Annotated in this window: 19 protein-coding genes; 8 read left to right on the forward strand and 11 right to left on the reverse strand. The window is 33.7% G+C overall.

Annotation, left to right across the window (positions count from 1 at the left end; translation table 11 throughout):
• Positions 1–4: 4 nt before the first annotated feature.
• Genes THENA_RS02890 through THENA_RS02905 form a run of 4 tightly spaced genes read left to right on the forward strand, consistent with a single transcriptional unit; the run spans position 5 to position 3,718 of the window.
• Positions 5–523, forward strand: a complete 519-nt coding sequence (locus THENA_RS02890) for a hypothetical protein (RefSeq protein ID WP_013755937.1) — start codon at positions 5–7, stop codon at positions 521–523.
• Positions 524–542: 19 nt separating this feature from the next.
• Positions 543–2,435, forward strand: a complete 1,893-nt coding sequence (locus tag THENA_RS02895; RefSeq protein WP_013755938.1) for a type II secretion system protein GspD — start codon at positions 543–545, stop codon at positions 2,433–2,435.
• Positions 2,435–3,244 (forward strand): polysaccharide deacetylase family protein, encoded by an 810-nt coding sequence (locus THENA_RS02900; RefSeq protein WP_013755939.1) that lies wholly within the window; start codon positions 2,435–2,437, stop codon positions 3,242–3,244. Before THENA_RS02895 ends, THENA_RS02900 begins: the two co-directional genes overlap by 1 nt.
• A 15-nt stretch (positions 3,245–3,259) precedes the next feature.
• Entirely contained in the window at positions 3,260–3,718 is a 459-nt protein-coding gene (locus THENA_RS02905) for a universal stress protein (RefSeq protein WP_013755940.1), read from the forward strand.
• Here THENA_RS02905 and THENA_RS02910 read toward each other — a convergent pair.
• The 10 genes from THENA_RS02910 to rpsO are packed head-to-tail and all read right to left on the reverse strand — an operon-like array spanning position 3,708 to position 12,604.
• A complete protein-coding gene (locus THENA_RS02910; protein WP_013755941.1) occupies positions 3,708–4,808 on the reverse strand; it encodes a glycosyltransferase family 4 protein in 1,101 nt (366 codons plus the stop codon). The genes THENA_RS02905 and THENA_RS02910 overlap by 11 nt on opposite strands.
• On the reverse strand, positions 4,805–5,671 hold the full coding sequence (locus THENA_RS02915; RefSeq protein WP_013755942.1) for a lysophospholipid acyltransferase family protein: 867 nt from the start codon (positions 5,669–5,671) through the stop codon (positions 4,805–4,807). Before THENA_RS02915 ends, THENA_RS02910 begins: the two co-directional genes overlap by 4 nt.
• Positions 5,672–5,723: 52 nt before the next feature.
• Positions 5,724–6,302 carry a CDP-alcohol phosphatidyltransferase family protein gene (locus THENA_RS02920; RefSeq protein ID WP_013755943.1) on the reverse strand — a complete coding sequence of 193 codons (579 nt, stop codon included), beginning with the start codon at positions 6,300–6,302 and terminating at the stop codon, positions 5,724–5,726.
• On the reverse strand, positions 6,289–7,023 hold the full coding sequence (locus THENA_RS02925; protein WP_013755944.1) for a PHP domain-containing protein: 735 nt from the start codon (positions 7,021–7,023) through the stop codon (positions 6,289–6,291). The genes THENA_RS02920 and THENA_RS02925 overlap by 14 nt, the downstream gene beginning before the upstream one ends.
• Positions 7,016–7,792 carry a lysophospholipid acyltransferase family protein gene (locus THENA_RS02930; protein WP_083816110.1) on the reverse strand — a complete coding sequence of 259 codons (777 nt, stop codon included), beginning with the start codon at positions 7,790–7,792 and terminating at the stop codon, positions 7,016–7,018. The genes THENA_RS02925 and THENA_RS02930 overlap by 8 nt, the downstream gene beginning before the upstream one ends.
• Position 7,793: 1 nt before the next feature.
• Positions 7,794–8,858 carry an inositol-3-phosphate synthase gene (locus THENA_RS02935; protein WP_013755945.1) on the reverse strand — a complete coding sequence of 355 codons (1,065 nt, stop codon included), beginning with the start codon at positions 8,856–8,858 and terminating at the stop codon, positions 7,794–7,796.
• Complete coding sequence (locus tag THENA_RS02940) at positions 8,846–9,517, reverse strand: PHP domain-containing protein (protein ID WP_013755946.1); 672 nt, start codon at positions 9,515–9,517, stop codon at positions 8,846–8,848. The genes THENA_RS02935 and THENA_RS02940 overlap by 13 nt, the downstream gene beginning before the upstream one ends.
• On the reverse strand, positions 9,514–10,161 hold the full coding sequence (locus tag THENA_RS02945) for an endonuclease III domain-containing protein (RefSeq protein ID WP_013755947.1): 648 nt from the start codon (positions 10,159–10,161) through the stop codon (positions 9,514–9,516). Before THENA_RS02945 ends, THENA_RS02940 begins: the two co-directional genes overlap by 4 nt.
• A gap of 5 nt (positions 10,162–10,166) precedes the next feature.
• Positions 10,167–12,332, reverse strand: a complete 2,166-nt coding sequence (locus tag THENA_RS02950) for a polyribonucleotide nucleotidyltransferase (RefSeq protein ID WP_013755948.1) — start codon at positions 12,330–12,332, stop codon at positions 10,167–10,169.
• Positions 12,332–12,604, reverse strand: coding sequence for a 30S ribosomal protein S15 (gene rpsO, locus THENA_RS02955; protein WP_013755949.1), 273 nt, complete (start codon positions 12,602–12,604; stop codon positions 12,332–12,334). The genes THENA_RS02950 and rpsO overlap by 1 nt, the downstream gene beginning before the upstream one ends.
• Positions 12,605–12,767: 163 nt before the next feature.
• Between rpsO and ruvX the strand changes: the two genes are divergently transcribed.
• Genes ruvX through wecB form a run of 4 tightly spaced genes read left to right on the forward strand, consistent with a single transcriptional unit; the run spans position 12,768 to position 15,808 of the window.
• On the forward strand, positions 12,768–13,172 hold the full coding sequence (gene ruvX, locus THENA_RS02960; RefSeq protein ID WP_013755950.1) for a Holliday junction resolvase RuvX: 405 nt from the start codon (positions 12,768–12,770) through the stop codon (positions 13,170–13,172).
• The gene (locus THENA_RS02965; protein WP_013755951.1) at positions 13,162–13,620 is read left to right on the forward strand and encodes a deoxycytidylate deaminase; all 459 of its coding nucleotides are present in this window, start codon (positions 13,162–13,164) and stop codon (positions 13,618–13,620) included. Before ruvX ends, THENA_RS02965 begins: the two co-directional genes overlap by 11 nt.
• A gap of 18 nt (positions 13,621–13,638) precedes the next feature.
• Positions 13,639–14,646 carry a glycosyltransferase family 4 protein gene (locus THENA_RS02970; RefSeq protein WP_169309409.1) on the forward strand — a complete coding sequence of 336 codons (1,008 nt, stop codon included), beginning with the start codon at positions 13,639–13,641 and terminating at the stop codon, positions 14,644–14,646.
• On the forward strand, positions 14,639–15,808 hold the full coding sequence (gene wecB, locus THENA_RS02975; protein WP_013755953.1) for a non-hydrolyzing UDP-N-acetylglucosamine 2-epimerase: 1,170 nt from the start codon (positions 14,639–14,641) through the stop codon (positions 15,806–15,808). Before THENA_RS02970 ends, wecB begins: the two co-directional genes overlap by 8 nt.
• On the opposite strand, the gene THENA_RS02980 is transcribed toward wecB, so the two are convergent.
• Positions 15,797–16,438 carry a lactate utilization protein gene (locus THENA_RS02980; protein WP_013755954.1) on the reverse strand — a complete coding sequence of 214 codons (642 nt, stop codon included), beginning with the start codon at positions 16,436–16,438 and terminating at the stop codon, positions 15,797–15,799. The two genes, wecB and THENA_RS02980, sit on opposite strands and share 12 nt — an antisense overlap.
• Positions 16,439–16,457: the final 19 nt, after the last annotated feature.

Below are 16,457 nucleotides of genomic sequence, written 5' to 3' on the forward strand. Positions count from 1 at the left end.
TAATATGGATAAACAGAAGAGAATGAAAATTATATTGGGGATTTTTATTTTGATTCTTGTAATTGCAGTAGGCATTAACGTCTATCCTCAATTTTTCCAAACTAGTCCTAAAGGATCTCAAATTCAACATGTTGGGCAAAATCCTGAAGTTAAAAAAGAAAATACTCAGGTTTCTAATAATATTATTAACCCTGAGACGCTTGAAAAACCAAATGTTCCAATAGGTAGAGCGGATCCCTTTGTTCCTCTTATTAGTTCTGAGAATAGTTCAGCGAACCTCCATGGATCTTCTGGTTCAAATATTAATTTACCTATGATAAAAATAAACCCTTTTCCTCCAACATTGAAGTTAGTGGGGATTATGAGAGTTAATGACAAGATGATGGCAATTTTAGAAAATGGTCAACAGACATATACTGTAAAACAAGGCGATATAATATTGGGAAACATTAAGGTTGAAAGAATTTATCTTAATAGTGTGGTTTTAACTTCTTCTGGCCAAACGAGAACCTATGAACTATAAAATATGTGAGGTGAATTTTATGAAATGGTTTTTAAAATCGTGTTTTTTTCTGTTTTTTCTCTTTATTTCTATAACCTCTTACGCTTCTGACAAACCTGCTCTTGTTAATATAGGCACAAATAACCAGGATACTTATGATGAATTAACTCTTACTTTTTCAGGGCCTATAGACCTAAACAGCATCAGTGAGGAAAGACTTAATTATCCAGATTGCATAAAATTCACTTTTAAAAACGTAAACCTTTCTTTAAAACCAGGACAAAAAATTTTTGCAGATCTGTCAAAAATTGATTATCTTTCTTATTATATTGTTCCAGAGGGAGTAGAGCTCTATGCGTATCTTAGAGATCCAGATACTAGTGTAAGCATTCAAAAAACTGCGGACAATGTTATAAAATTGAAATTTCAATCTAAAGAGATTAGTAAATCTGTGCAAACCGGTTCTCCAGGGAATGAAAATGTGGAAAGCAAATCATCAAACCAAAATGTTTCAAGTTCTGGAAATGCAAATAATTTAGACTCAGGCCTTTATCCGAAGGGATTTAATTTGTCTAACTTTAAGTCACAAACCAGTAACGAACAAAATGAAAGTAGCAATAACTACCAAGCTGAAAACTCTCCTATGATCTCTTATATGGCATTTAAAGGCGCTGATATAAGAGATGTTTTGGCTACTCTGGCAAGATTAGGAGGGTACAATTTAGTAGCAGCGGATTCTGTTAAAGGATCGGTTACTGTTGATTTGAAGGACATAAGCGTTGATGATGCAATTAAACTTGTTACAAAAATAAATAATTTTTCGATGCAAAAGGTTGGCAACGTTCTTGTAATAGGTACTGATAAAGATCTTAGTAATTTTGGCGTTATTAGAGTTTATAAATTATATAATGTAGGCAATAAAACAATAATAGAGACTTCTACTTCAGCAACTGCTGGTGGAGGCACTTCGGGAGGAGCATCGGGTCTAACTATAAATAAAGTAACTACAATGAGGCAAGGAGTTGATGTAGCAAAGCTTATTGCAGAGGGCATTGGTGCATCGTTTTCTTCTACAAAGATTGCATCCTCTTCAGGTGGAGGAGAATCAACGTCCACATCTAGCTCGAGCAATAGCTCAGGAAAGGTTCTTTATGATGACAGGACAAATACGATTACAGTAATAGCACCAGAAGACAAGCAGAAAATTGCTGAAGAATTGCTTCAAAACCTTGATAAACCTCTTAAACAAATAGAAGTTCAGGTAATGGTTATTGAACTTGACAATCAAGGGATAAAACAATTGGGTATACAGTGGCCTAATAATATCCAGTTTTCTGGCAACGCTACCGGTACAAGAACTTATGGTACTTCAAAGAGTAAATCTAGCGTTTATACAGGTACGATTTCCAATATTACTGCAAGTCTTTATGCTCAGTTAAATAATAATAATGCAAAAATACTTTCAGATCCAAGAATTCTTGCTTTGGATGGACAGGATTCATATGTATTTGCTGGTGACAAGTTATATATACCTCAGGTGTCTTCTGCTACCGGAGGTAACGTCACATACACTACGAATGAATATGATGTAGGAGTTTTGTTAAAGATTACCCCATTTATAGGTGAAAATGGAGAAATTACCATTCACGTAACTCCATCTGTTTCTGCATTTAATGGAGACGTTACCCAGCTTCAGATTAACCAACCATTTACTACAACTATAAGAGAAGCTGATGTAACAGCAAGGGTAAAGGATGGCCAAACATTTTATATTGGTGGTCTAATTAGCGATGAACAGAGAAAACAAACTATTTCTGTTCCAGGATTAGGCAATATGCCACTTCTTGGCCCAATGTTTAGATATGATTATAACATGAAGAGTAGGACAGAAGTAATATTCTTGCTTACTCCTCATATAGTAAAAAATAGTTAGTGTCAAAAGGATTCTCTTTTGTTATTTTAATTGTATGTGGTTTATTAGTCCTCTTTGTTGGAAATAAATTATTTCATACAGATAGATCTCAAACAAGTAACGAGACAGTTAAGGAAAACGTTGTTAAGAATCAAAATGAAAACATACCTCCTAAAACTAATAGCCATAGAACCAGCGAAGAGCAAAAAATTGGTGAAAGCTCTAAAAGTTATAGTTCAAGATATGAGATAGATAGAGCAAAAGGCAAGACAATAGTTCTTACCTTCGATGCTGGAGCTGATGGTAGTAGATTGCCTGAAATTCTAAATATTTTGTCTGAAAATCACGTAAGGGCAACCTTTTTCCTTACTGGGCCTTTTTGCGAGAGATATCCGAATCTTGTTAGAAAAATTACAGCATATGGCTTTGAAGTTGGGAATCACTCTTATGCTCATAAAGATATGACAACGATGTCGAACGAATCAATTAAGGAAGACATACTTAGAGCTCAAGAGATAATTATTAAAACTACTGGGCAGGATCCAAGGCCATGGTTTAGACCTCCTTATGGGGCTAGAGATGATAGGGTAAGAGGGGTGTTAAAGTCTTTAGGATATGAAACGGTTTATTGGACTATTGACTCTCTTGATTGGGAAGATAATATGACTGTTGAAAGGGAAAGGGATAGAATATATAATAATCTTAAAGATGGAAGCATAATATTGCTTCATATTGGTAGTAGAACAACTCCAATGATTTTATCTGAAATGATAAAGTATTTTGAAAGTAAAGGTTATAGAGTTACAGATCTATCAGGTGCTCTTAGATAAATAAGGAGGGCGTATATGAAAATTCTTGTAGCTGTCGATGGTACTAAGTACTCTAGAGAAGCAGCTTTGTGGGCAGTAAAAATAGCTAAAAAAGAAAAAGAAGCCAAACTGATAGCAGTTTATGTTGAAAGACAGCTTTCAAAGGAAGACTATTTATTATCTGACGATGAACTTGATATTAGAATTGAAAAAAAAGCAAATGAAATATTTGAAAAATCGTTTGAAGATATAGATTTGGAAGGTATTGAAGTTGAAAAAGTGGTAGAAAGAGGTAGCCCTGCATCAAAAATATTAGATGTTTCCGACAGGGAGGATGTAGATTTAATAGTTGTTGGAAATAGTTCAAGATCAGGAATTAACAACTTCTTTTTAGGCTCAGTATCCGATAAGGTATTTACTTATTCAGTGAGACCTGTCCTTGTTGTAAAGACAAGAGAAAAAGAACCAGTAATAGAAACGGTGGCTATAACTTAGTTTTAAAAATGCTTTTAGCTTCTTCGTAAATATCAATAAGAGAAAGCGTGATTTTTTCCCAGGAGAAATTTATCGCATAAGGTCTTGCCCTTTTTTCCAATTCTGTTCTTGCTTCTCTATTTTTAATTAAATAGCATATTTTTTGTGCAAGGTCATTTGGGTCGTTCGGCTCAACTAATAAACCGTATTGACCGTTTTTTAGCAGAGTTCTGTATCCTGTAATGTTTGATGCAATTACCGCAGTTCCAGAAGAGAGTGCCTCTAAAATAGTCATACCAAAGCTTTCCCCACCCAATGCTGGCGAACAAAATATCCAGGCTTTTGAGTATTCTTTTGCAAGGTCTTCTTCGCTTAGTTCTCCAAGAAACTTTACGCCATCAAGATCTTGAAATTTGTTAATTCTTTTTTCAGTTGAATATCCAGCTATTCTTAGTTGTGCATCGGGGTATTTTTTAAAAATTTTATTCCATGCTTTTAATATTACGTCAAGTCCTTTTCTCTTTTCAAGTCTTCCAACAAAGAGTATTGTTGGTTGTTGATATTTTTCTGAGGGGGCAAATATGTCTATATTAACTCCATTTGGTATAATTTTAAATTCTCCATCAATATATTGTTCTGCAAAGTGCATTGATGCTTCTGAGACAGCAATTTTAACGTTTATTTTTTCTGAAAATCTTTTTGAAATTGGTTTAAACCATTCAAAGGGAAACGGTATATCAGAATAAGCGTGAAAAGTACCTACTATTGGCTTATTTATAGTAAATATAGAAAAGAGAGAAGGACCTGGTGCAAAGGGTTCATGTACATGCCATATATCAAAGTTTTCTTTAAGCAAAAGTATTTTTCCAAGAGCTCCCGGAGTTGGCGCAAGTCTTGCTATAGAACCGTTTGTCATAAATGGGAAAGATCTACCTACTGTATGAAATCTTGAGTGATCAACATTGTAAGCAAGTGGTTTTCCTGGTTCTGCAGGAGCAATTATGTGCGTTTCAATGTTGTGTTTATCGAAAAATTTTTGAAGAAAAAAAAGATGGGTATTAACTCCTCCTTTGAACGAAAAGGAATATGGACTAACGAGAGCTACCTTCATTCGTAATCATCTCCAATCCAGTTGGGTTGAAAGATAAACCATTGTGTGGGGCTAATATTTATCATTTCTTCTAGATTTTTTATTAATAAATTTGTTATTTCTTCTTTTGAATTTTCATTTTTGTATTCTATTTCTTTGAAGTATATTTGATAGTTTTTATTTAATCTATACAAACCAGCTACGAAGAGCTTTGGGTTAGTTCTCTTTATCAAAATTGAAGGTCCATCGTTGAAGATACACTCTCTTCCAAAAAATGTTGTCTTTATTCCATGTTTTGTTAGATTTCTGTCGACTACTAGTGCTATTACATTGCCGTTTTTTAGCTCTTTTAAGGATTTTATTCCAGTAGATTCATTAAGTGGAATTATTTTTAATCCAGCTTTTTCTCGGGTCCATTTAAAAAAGTTAAATAACCATCTTGGTCTAATTGATTCAACTACTGCAAATGCTTCTTTGTTACATTCTTTTGATATTGAAGATATTATGTAGGACCCTAAGTCCCAATTGCCAAAGTGAGCAGTGATAACAATTATGCCTCTATCATTCGCCTGTATAAAGCAATCCTTTAATATTGAATATGATTCTTGAAAGTTGTTGATAAAGTATCTAATAAATTTTATTAAAAGCGGCAATAAGATTATTTCAAGATAATAAATTGAGTAATTGTAAAAGTTTTGGCTTACGAGATAATTTAACTCCTTTTCGCTTAAATTTGGGTATAAATTTTTAAATCTTAATTTTGCTAAACGAAATCCCTTCTTATGAAATGATTTCATAAGAAGGGATACAGGATGTGCAAAAAGTTTTATATTTTCCAAAATAAGATAACACAGGAAAATTATAATTTTTTCTTTAAATAGCATTTTACGCTTTGACTTTAATGGAATTTAAATCTATTGACAAGGGTATAACTTTTCAATTTTGTTTATACCCCTTGTATGCTATTAGAATTCTTTGAAAGGTTGTAAATATAGAAAGTATTGTAAGTATTATAAGTCCTTGTAATAAAAATCCTAGTGCTAAAGACACGACAAATAACAAAAGCCTTTCTGGCCTTTGCATAAGTCCACCTTTAATAGGAACATTGTCGCATTCCGATCTTGCCTTCGCGTAAGAAATCATGTAAGAAAAAACCATTGATGAGAAAGAAAAAACTATAATAAGATCATTATTATTTATGATTCCATATATGGCTGTAGAAGTGAAAATAAAGCCCTCAGATAGTCTATCGAGAGTGGAGTCTAGGAAACCTCCAAATTTGGTAATTTTGCCTGAAATCCTCGCAACTAACCCATCTACAGAATCGAATGAAACCGCAATTAGCAAAAACAAAGCGCTGATTATATTTGGTAGAAATATAATTGAAAGTGATGCTAAAAATGTTATTATAGTGCAAAAAATAGTTATGGAATTTGGGGAGATATTCATTTTCGATAAGAGTTTCGCTATAGGATAAATAATTGGCTTTATTAGCTTTCTCTTATCTATTCCCATTTATCAGCTTGCCACCTATTTTTTGTGCGATGTTTTTTATATCTGAGTTGAGTCTTGTTCTGGCAATCCTCAAATGCTCTCTTATACTCCAAAACTCTCCATAGGCTTTAGTTTGTCGGTTTATGATAGCTCTCTTAACATCTTCTAGATTTTTTGTGTTTTCGGGGAACAGAGTATATGCGCTTCCTATTGTGTCTAGAGTGTGGGAGTCAGTTCCAGCAAGTTCTGCTAATTTTAAAGTTTTATTCAATTCTACTACCTTTTGTCTGATCACTCGACCAGCAAGAGTAGGATTTATTATTTCTATTGCATCTGGTTTTGGAAAATTTTCTTTCTTGAAAATATTCTTTATGCAGCGAAGCGGAATACTATAAGTTAGTGGGCTCATTGGATGTGGAAGAACTATTATTCCCCCTGATTCATACGTTATTTCTATTGTTTTGTAAAGACTGGTAAACTTTCTTATGTGTTTATCTATAAAAAGACATATTACGTGACCTTGAAGGGTAGTTACCTCAACTCCAGGAACTACAATTATTCCATATTTCTCTCCTAATTCAACTGCTTTAAGCGATCCTTTTATGTTATCGTGGTCGGTTATAGCAATTATTTTGAGATCGGTATAATTTGCTACGTATTTAACAATCTCTTCCGGGGATGCTATTCCGTCACTGAAGCTGCTGTGTATGTGAAGATCAGCTTTAATAAAATTTTTATCCATTTTTTATCTCCATTGGTAAAAAGATGTACCACTGTTGTGGATAGGTCTTTACATACTTTTCAAAATAACTTACCCATTCTTGCATTGCTTCTTTGTAATCTTTTTTTGGTTTAATAAAGTTTTCTATATAGCAGTCAAAATTAAATGGATTTTTTCTGATTATAAATACTGGCAAGATTGGGCACTGCCTTGAAGATGCTATCTGAAAAGCTGCTTTTGGAAAGGAAATTTTGTGATTTAAAAAATTTATGTTTTCAGATGGATGATTTAAGGCTATATCGCTTAGCATACATAAAATTTGGTTCTTCTTAAGCGAGTTTATTATTTCTCTTAATCCATTTCTCGCAGGAATTACATCAAAGCCAATTCTTGAACGGATTAACCTTATTAAATGACCAGCAAGAGGAAAGTCAAGGTTTGCAACAACTTTTAGTTTGATATCTTTATGTTCAAATAAGCTTCCTACATCCCAGTTGCCTATATGTGCTGTACTCACTATTACCCCTCTTTTTAAAGACAGAGCTTCATCAAGCCTTTCTAAGTTGAAAAAATTTACATTAAACTTATTTTTATTTAAAAAAAGCATTAAAACTTCATATATATAATCGCTATAAGATAAAAGGGCCTCTCTGGCGAGCGTTTCATAATCCGGGCGATTTAATGCGTCGCCTATAATCTTATAGTTTTTTAATACAACTTCTCTCCTTTTTTTATTGTCCCAATAAATGCTGAAAATAACTCTTTTAATTATTTTTTTTATTAAGGACAGGTTATTCTCCCTTTATAAAATCTTCAAGCATTGCCCTTGCTTGTGTGTCAGGATATTGTACTGGTGGACTCTTCATGAGATATGCGCACGCACTAATAATCGGCCCGCCCAAATTCCTATCTTTTGCTAATTTTACTAATCTTAGAGCATCAACTATTATTCCTGCAGAATTTGGAGAATCCCATACCTCTAATTTGCATTCTATATTTAACGGAACTTCACCAAATGCTTTACTCTCTATCCTTATATATGCCCACTTCCTATCATGTAGCCATGGAATGTAATCTGAAGGTCCTATGTGGATATTTTCTTCTGACATAGGTTCTGGCATCAGTGAATTGACGGCATTTGTTTTACTAATTTTTTTTGATTCCAGTCTTTCCCTTTCCAACATATTTAAGAAGTCTAAATTACCCCCAACGTTAAGTTGGAACGTTCTCTCTATTTCAAGACCTCTATCAAGGCAAATTTGAGTAAGTGCCCTGTGTAAAATTGTAGCGCCAAGCTGAGATTTTATGTCATCGCCTATTATTGGTAGATTTTTATCCTTAAATTTTTTTGCCCATTCACTGTTACTTGCTATGAATACTGGGATTGCGTTAATAACGCCAAGGTTTGCTTCTAGAGCACAGTTCATGTAAAATTCTGAGGCTTTCTGACTTCCTACCGGTAGGTAATTTATTAGAACGTCTGCTTTTGATTCTTTTAAAACCTTTACTACGTCAACTGGTTCCTCTTTTGATTCTATTATTGCTTTTGCAGCATACTTACCGATACCATCGTTTGTATGCCCCCTCATAACTGTTACGCCTAAGTTCGGAACATCATGAAGTTTTATGGTGTTATTAGGTGCTGCAAATATGGCTTCTGAGAGGTCTTTGCCAACTTTTCTTTCGTCAATATCAAAGGCAGCTACAAAACGAATATTTTCTAATTTATATGGTCCTATTTTTTCATGAATTAAACCAATGGGTTTTTTTGCTGAATTTTTATAAAATTCAACGCCTTGTACTAAAGAGGAGGCACAATTCCCAACCCCGACTATTGCAACTCTTATTTCTTGCATTTTATAACTCCTTTCTTTTTTTGAAAACTTGCTGATATTTTATAAAATATATTCTCTAGAAAAAAATATTTTCCAACTATTTTGGCTTCACTCAAAATTTTTACTAAATTTTCTCTAGAAACACTTAGTTCTGTTTCAACATATGAATATGTTTCACCAAATCCCTCTATTGAGTGTGCATCACTTCCCGCTGCAACCACCTTTCTATTTTTTGTTGCAAACTCTCTAGCAAGAAAATTTTCATAGGGCAACGATTTAGCATTAAACGATTCAATTATATCAAATTCATCTAAGAGAGTTTTTTTGGCTGAATTTTTTAATGCACTTCTAAAAAAAGAAAAGGGATGAGGAAGATACACAAGGCCTTTCTGTGCTTTGATTTGCTTTATAGTTTCAGATGCGCTCATATATGGTTTTATTTCTTCTTGTAAAAAGAGCCCAATAATTTCTCCTTGTGAGGTAAGAATTTCTTCCCCTATAATAACTTCAATATCTTTTATTCTATCTTTTGCAAGCATTGCTCCCTTTACCGTGTTGTGATCAGTAATAGCAATTACATTTATACCGCTTAATATAGACTTTTTGTACAGCTCATCTATAGAAATATTTGAGTCTTTGGAAAAGTTAGTATGAACGTGTAAATCTATTTTATATTTCATTTATTTTTAGAAATCCCCACCTTTGGACAAATATCGTTTAGTATACATTCCTGACATTTAGGATTTTTTGCAGTGCACATTAATCTTCCATGTTGATTTAACATATATGATAATTTAAACCAATCTTTTTCTTCAACATTTAAGGCTATTTCCTTTTCAACAGTTATTGGATCACCTTTTTTTACAAGACCTAAACGCACAGCCAATCTCTTAACGTGGGTATCAACAACTATAGCGCTTTTGTTGAACACGTAACCTAAGATAGCATATGCCGATTTTCTGCCTAGTCCAGGAATTTTGATAAGGTCATCAAAATTATTAGGTAAAGTTGAATTGAAATTTTTGATTATATATTTCGCCCCCTCCTTAAGCGCTTTTGCCTTGTTGTGATAGAATCCGGTTGGGTGTATTGCTTCTTCTAATTCCTCTAATGGTATGCTGTCTAGATCTTCAAAGCTTTTTATGCGTTTGAATAATTCTTTGGTTACTGCATTAACTTTTTCGTCAGTACATTGGGCGGCAAGAACAATAGCAACATAAAACTCGAAAGGAGTGTTAAAGTTTAAGTTACTTTTTATTTCTGGATAGAGTTTATCAAGCTTACGTAATATTTCAGAATAGATATTAATATTGTTTACAACCATTTTCGTTATCTGTTAGTCCTTTTTTGCTTTCCTGAATGTCTATCATTTTTAAGATCTGATGGATTTTCCGAGAGAGCCTTTATGCTTAAATTTATTTTCCCATTGCTTTCAAGATCAAGAACTTTAACAGTTACTTCATCGCCCAACTTTAAGACATCTTCAACGTTTTTAACTCTTGTCTTTGAAAGCTCAGAAATATGAACCAGACCCTCTTTTCCGGGAGAAATTTCAACAAGAGCACCAAAGTTAAATATCTTGGTTACTTTTCCGATATAAACCTGTCCTGGGACTATTGGTTTAGTTATGTTTTGTATAATCTCGATAGTCTTGTTTAGACCCTCTTTGGATGTGGATGCTATATAAATTTTGCCGTCCTGCTCAATACTTATCTTTGAGCCAGTTTCTTCTATTATCTTTTTGATTATTTTGCCGCCTTGTCCTATTACATCACTTATTTTTTCTGGATTTATTTGGATCATTTCTATTCTTGGCGCATAGTTTGAGAGCATTTCTCTAGGGTGTGATATAGCTTGATTCATCTTTTCTATAATACTCTTTCTGCCTTCATATGCTTTTTTAATTGCTTTTGAGAGGGCATCAATGGGTATACCAGGTACTTTTACGTCTAGTTGTAGCGCGCTAACTCCATCAATAGTTCCGGTAACCTTAAAGTCCATATCTCCTATTGCATCTTCTAAACCGGTAATATCCGATAAAATAATAATTTCCTCGTTTTCATAAATAAGTCCCATGGCTATTCCGCCAACGTGTTTTGAGATAGGGACACCTGCATCCATTAGTGATAGAGAAGAACCGCATGCAGAAGCCATAGAAGATGATCCGTTCGATTCAAGTATTTCAGAAACAACTCTTATAGTATAGGGGAAATCAGATTCTTTTGGTAAAACGGGTAACAAAGCCTTTTCTGCCAGAGCACCATGACCAATTTCCCTTCTTCCCGGCCCCCTTGAAGGCCTTGCTTCACCTACGCTAAAACCCGGAAAATTATAATGATGCATGTATCTTTTTCTGATTTCATTGCTTGATTGATAAAGGGTATCTATTATCTGAGAATCTTCTTGTGTTCCCAATGTTGCAATGCTAAGCGCTTGTGTTTGACCTCTTGTGAAAAGGGCTGAACCGTGTGCTCTTGGTAACAAGCCAACTTGAATGGATATCGGCCTAATTTCATCTAAACTTCTGCCATCAACTCTCTTTTTATTTTTTATCACATAATTTCTTATTATTTTCTTTAGTTTATTTTGGAAAGCCTGGTTTATTAGTAAAATATTTGCTTCTACGAATTCGGATCCGAACCTGTCGGACAAAACAGACAAAATTTCGTCCTTTAGTTCTTTTTCCAAATTTTCAAAATCTTGTTTTGTTTTTAGGGGAAACTTATCTGTGATGTTATCTGTTAGAATGGAATCTAAAGAGCTAGTGATGTCTTCTGTTGGTTCTTGTAAATAAACTAAGCTTTTGGTAGGTTTTACTAACGATATTAACTCCTTTTGGATGTCGCATATCTTTGTTATTGCTGGAAGAGCATAATTGATTATTTCAATTATCTTATCTTCAGGGATTTCGTTAAAGCTTCCTTCTATCATAAGAATGTTGTCTTCTTTACCTACAATTACAATGTCTATGTCACTCTTTTCGATTTGATCAATTGTTGGATTTAAAATGAACTTTTTGTCAATTTCGCCAACTCTAACAGCGCCTACAGGTCCGTCAAAAGGAATGTCTGAAATACATAAAGCTGCACTGGAAGCGATAATAGAAAGCACATCTACAGGGAAATCATTATCTATCGAAAGAGGAAAGGAAGAGATACAGACATCATTTCTTAATCCCTTTGGGAATAAGGGTCTAATAGATCTGTCTATAATCCTGCTATATAGGATAGCTCTTTCACTTGGTCTTCCCTCTCTCTTGAAAAAACCGCCAGGGAATTTTCCCGCGGCATACATCTTTTCATCAAAATCGACTACAAGAGGCATGAAATCTATATCGCTTCTGGCTTCTTTGGACATAGTTGCTGCACTAAAAACTATAGTATCTCCTGATCTAACAGTAACTGAACCGTTTGCTTGTTTTGCTAAAAGTCCAGTTTCAATATTTATAACTATGCCTTCTGCTACTTCTTTTGTGATACTGTGTACTTCGTTCATTATGCAGTTTCTCTAAGACCAAGTTTGCCGATCAGCTTTCTATATCTATTTATATCCTTGTTCTTTACGTAAGATAACAACCTCTTTCTTTGGTTTACCATCTTTAAAAGTCCTCTTTTTGAGTGAAGGTCATTCTTGTGCTCTTTTAAATGCTCTGCAAGTTTTTCAATACGGTAAGTTAGTATAGCTACCTGTACTTCTGCTGAACCAGTGTCGTTTTCATGCAGACCAAAATCTTCTATTACCTTTTTCTTAAGTTCTTTGTCTAACATAAGTTCCTCCTTAAATAATAAATCCACTATCTGAGCATTGTCCACTGTTATCTCGCAATGCTTAGACAGGGTAAGTTTGATAACTTTATGATATATTTAGTAGTCAAACATTCAAAACTATTTTATCATAAATGTGTAATATTCAAAAAGTGAGGATTATATATTGATTTTAGGAATTGATGCAGGAAGTTATAAAATTGGTTATGCAATTTTAGATGAAAGGTATAATATTTTTTCAAAAGGGATAATACTACTTAATGACTTCAAAAAAGATTTTTTAAGATTTATAAAAGAATATGAAATTGAAGTGGTTGTTGTTGGAAGTGGAACTGGACATAAAAAGGTGATGAAATTAATAGATGAACTCAATTTGGATTTAAAGGTCATAGTGATATCAGAAAGAAATACTTCGGTAGAAGCCAAATGGAGATATATTAATTCACTAAAAGGATTTAAAGGTTTTTTTTGCAAGCTTTTTGGATATTTGGATAAACCAGTTGATGACATTTCAGCTGTAATAATAGCTGAAAGATACTTAAATGAAGAGAGGAAAAAAAGTGAGACCTGATTGGGATTCTTATTTTATGAAAATTGCATTTTTAGTTGCTACGCGCTCAACGTGTATAAGAAGGAAAGTTGGAGCTGTCATTGTAAAGGAAAAAAGAATATTGTCAACTGGATATAATGGCGCTCCTTCAGGGCTTTTGCATTGTCTTGATATTGGTTGTTTGAGAGACAAGTTGAATATTCCTTCTGGCGAAAGACAGGAACTTTGCAGGGGATTACATGCCGAGCAAAATGCAATAATCCAAGGTGCTATGTATGGAGTTAGCCTGATGGGATCTACAATATATGTTACAAATCAACCATGTATAACGTGTGCAAAAATGCTTATTCAGGCAGGAATAGTTAAAATAGTTTATCAGGGAGATTATCCTGATAAACTTGCTTTAGAGATGTTAGAGGAAGCTGGAGTAGAGATTATAAAATTTATTCCTGATGACAAAGAGGTGTAATTTATCTTGTTATTTCTTATGTGTTTGTTTTCTTTTTTTCTTTCTCTCTTAAACACTAAATTTGTAATTTTTTTATCTGAAAAGCTGAAAATTTATGATAGGCCTGATAAGAGAAAAATTCACAACGAATTAACTTCTCGTCTTGGAGGAGTTGGATTTTTTGTTCCATTTCTAGTTACTGTATTCTTATACTCCTTTCTAGTAAAAGGATTCGAAGTTGTTGATTTCTTGATTTGCATTTTGCCAATATTTCTCCTTGGGTTATATGACGATCTTTTTGGAATTAACCCTATTGTGAAGTTAGCAGCCCAAATTTTTGCCTCATTTATAGCTTTTAATTTGGGATTTCGAATAGACTATATTTATCTTCCATTTGTAGGGTATTTATTTTTTGGAGGATTGTCATTATTTTTGACTATTTTCTGGCTCGTAGGATTATCTAATGCTCTAAATTTAGTAGATGGCATGGATGGTTTGGCATCGGGAGTTGCTATTTTAATACTTTTATCAATGGCAATAGTCTCGTATGTTTTGGATAGGAATTTTGTTTTTATAATTTCGATAATACTTTTATTCTCTATGACAGGTTTTTTTGTCTTCAACATAAATCCTGCTAGAATATTTATGGGAGATAGCGGTTCTTTGACTGTTGGTTTTATAATTGGTTTGCTTTCAGTTGTTGGATTTATGAAAGCTCTTACAATAGTAACATTATTTTCGATTATTATTATGTTAATAATTCCTGTGGCGGATACCCTTTGGGCTATTATAAGAAGATCAATATCTGGAAGATCAATCTTTTCGCCAGATAAAGGCCATTTTCATCATATGCTTTTGGAAAAGGGTTGGAGTGTAAGGAAGATCAATTTTTTGTTTAGAGGAATTACTGTAGTAGGATCTTTGGTGTTCTTTTTTGTCTTTTTGCCTCAAGAATATTTTTTGTTTACTGCTTCTTTTCTGATTTTTGGTTATTTATTTTTATTTTTGCTTGAATCTATCGTTATTGGAGTGAGAAAAAGTGCATAAAGCTTTGCTGATTTTTGGGACTAGACCTGAAGCTATTAAAATGGCTCCACTTTTTTTAGAACTAAAAAAATCGAAGCATTTTGAGCCTATTGTAGTTGTTACTGCACAACACAGAGAGATGTTAGATCAGGTTTTGAAAATATTTAACATTGAACCGGATTTTGATCTTGATATAATGAAGCCGGGTCAAAGTCTTGAAGGAATAACCATTAGAGCATTAGAAGGTTTGTGTAATATCATAAAGAGAGTGAATCCTTCTATTGTTCTTGTTCAGGGAGATACTACAACTACTTACGTGGGAGCATTAGCAGCATTTTATCACAAAATAGCAGTTGGACATGTAGAGGCAGGTTTGAGAACTTATGATAAATTCAATCCTTATCCTGAAGAAATTAACAGGAAAATGACTACTTGTCTTGCTGATCTACATTTTGCACCTACTATTACCTCTTTTAATAATTTGATTAAGGAAAATGTCAAGAAAGAAGATATATATATAACTGGGAATACCGTGATAGATTCTTTGCTTCATATATCTAAAAGGGATTATGATTTTCCGCCAATTTTAAATTCGATAATAAATTCTCCTTTGAGAAAAATTTTAGTTACTGCCCATCGAAGAGAAAACTGGGACGAGATGAAAAATATTTTTCAGGCAATAAAAAAGTTAGTTGAAAACTTTGATGACATACATATAATTTTCCCTGTACACATGAATCCAAAAATAAGATTTGATGCTCAAAATATTTTGGGTAATAATTCAAGAGTGTCTTTGCTTGAACCTCTTGACTACGAAGCTTTCATACACGTTATGAAGAATTGTTATCTTATACTTACTGATTCTGGAGGCGTCCAAGAAGAAGCTCCTTCTCTTGGCATTCCTGTAGTCGTTATGAGAAAGACCACAGAGAGGCCTGAGGCTCTTAAGGCGAATGCAGTTGTTTTAAGTGGAACTGATGGTGAAAAAATATACGATACTGCAGCAAGGCTCTTGAGCGATAAAACTTTTTATCTTTCTATGAAAAAGAAGCTCAATCCATATGGAGATGGAAGAGCCTCTTTTAGAATTCTAAGATCTCTAGAATATTTTTTTAAACTTAGTTCTGAAAGGCCGGAGGACTTTAGATACGATTATGATGATAATCTGATATCAGAAACCTAAATGCTCGTTAATTATAAAAACGCTAAATGGAGTAAGAGTCGGCCTCTTTTTTAATATAGTTGTAATGTTGCATATCCTGGTTGGTCCCTGACAATCCATACATTCACCTGTTACAGTACATGGGTTTGGTCTATTTAGCCTTTTGTTGTTTAGTGGTGCTGCTATTGTCCTGATTCTTTTTCTTGCTTCTTCCTCATCCTTTACTATTTTATTAGTTCCAGCTATTATTATTACCTGTTTTGGTCCAAATATCATAGAGGCAACTCTATTTCCAACTCCATCAGTATTGACGAGCTTTCCATCAAGTGTTATGGCGTTTGAACCTGCTATAAATGTATCGCAGGTTAACTGCTTTCTTCTTAAGCTTAGAACTTCTTCTGGTGACAGGCCAGGTCTATTGTGATCTAAAATAATATTACCTCTTTTTGACAAGATATCCAGTATTCCAAGGCTTTGTACGGTTGTTGAGCCTCCAACTCCAATAACGTCCTTTTCTGGAATAATTTCTAAAAGTTTGTTTATTAAATCTTCTCTGGTGTTAAAGAAATCAGCGTTAAAGTTGTTTTTTTTCAAAGCTTCTACGGCTCTTTTACCAAAAACTTCACCGTGCCACTTCAGATTTGGATCCATCTTTTCTTTCCTCCAGTCC

The organism is Thermodesulfobium narugense DSM 14796 (assembly GCF_000212395.1).
GTDB lineage: Bacteria > Thermodesulfobiota > Thermodesulfobiia > Thermodesulfobiales > Thermodesulfobiaceae > Thermodesulfobium > Thermodesulfobium narugense.

Bases quoted from the DNA above. Each gene is read 5' to 3' on its own strand.
- THENA_RS02890 (WP_013755937.1), top strand. From the start codon at position 5: ATGGATAAACAGAAGAGAATGAAAATTATATTGGGGATTTTTATTTTG.
- THENA_RS02910 (WP_013755941.1), bottom strand. From the start codon at position 4,808: ATGAAGGTAGCTCTCGTTAGTCCATATTCCTTTTCGTTCAAAGGAGGA.
- THENA_RS02945 (WP_013755947.1), bottom strand. From the start codon at position 10,161: ATGGTTGTAAACAATATTAATATCTATTCTGAAATATTACGTAAGCTT.
- THENA_RS02970 (WP_169309409.1), top strand. From the start codon at position 13,639: ATGTGTTTGTTTTCTTTTTTTCTTTCTCTCTTAAACACTAAATTTGTA.
- THENA_RS02980 (WP_013755954.1), bottom strand. From the start codon at position 16,438: ATGGATCCAAATCTGAAGTGGCACGGTGAAGTTTTTGGTAAAAGAGCC.
- rpsO (WP_013755949.1), bottom strand. From the start codon at position 12,604: ATGTTAGACAAAGAACTTAAGAAAAAGGTAATAGAAGATTTTGGTCTG.
- THENA_RS02915 (WP_013755942.1), bottom strand. From the start codon at position 5,671: ATGCTATTTAAAGAAAAAATTATAATTTTCCTGTGTTATCTTATTTTG.
- THENA_RS02925 (WP_013755944.1), bottom strand. From the start codon at position 7,023: ATGGATAAAAATTTTATTAAAGCTGATCTTCACATACACAGCAGCTTC.
- THENA_RS02935 (WP_013755945.1), bottom strand. From the start codon at position 8,858: ATGCAAGAAATAAGAGTTGCAATAGTCGGGGTTGGGAATTGTGCCTCC.
- THENA_RS02920 (WP_013755943.1), bottom strand. From the start codon at position 6,302: ATGGGAATAGATAAGAGAAAGCTAATAAAGCCAATTATTTATCCTATA.
- THENA_RS02895 (WP_013755938.1), top strand. From the start codon at position 543: ATGAAATGGTTTTTAAAATCGTGTTTTTTTCTGTTTTTTCTCTTTATT.
- THENA_RS02940 (WP_013755946.1), bottom strand. From the start codon at position 9,517: ATGAAATATAAAATAGATTTACACGTTCATACTAACTTTTCCAAAGAC.
- THENA_RS02950 (WP_013755948.1), bottom strand. From the start codon at position 12,332: ATGAACGAAGTACACAGTATCACAAAAGAAGTAGCAGAAGGCATAGTT.
- THENA_RS02905 (WP_013755940.1), top strand. From the start codon at position 3,260: ATGAAAATTCTTGTAGCTGTCGATGGTACTAAGTACTCTAGAGAAGCA.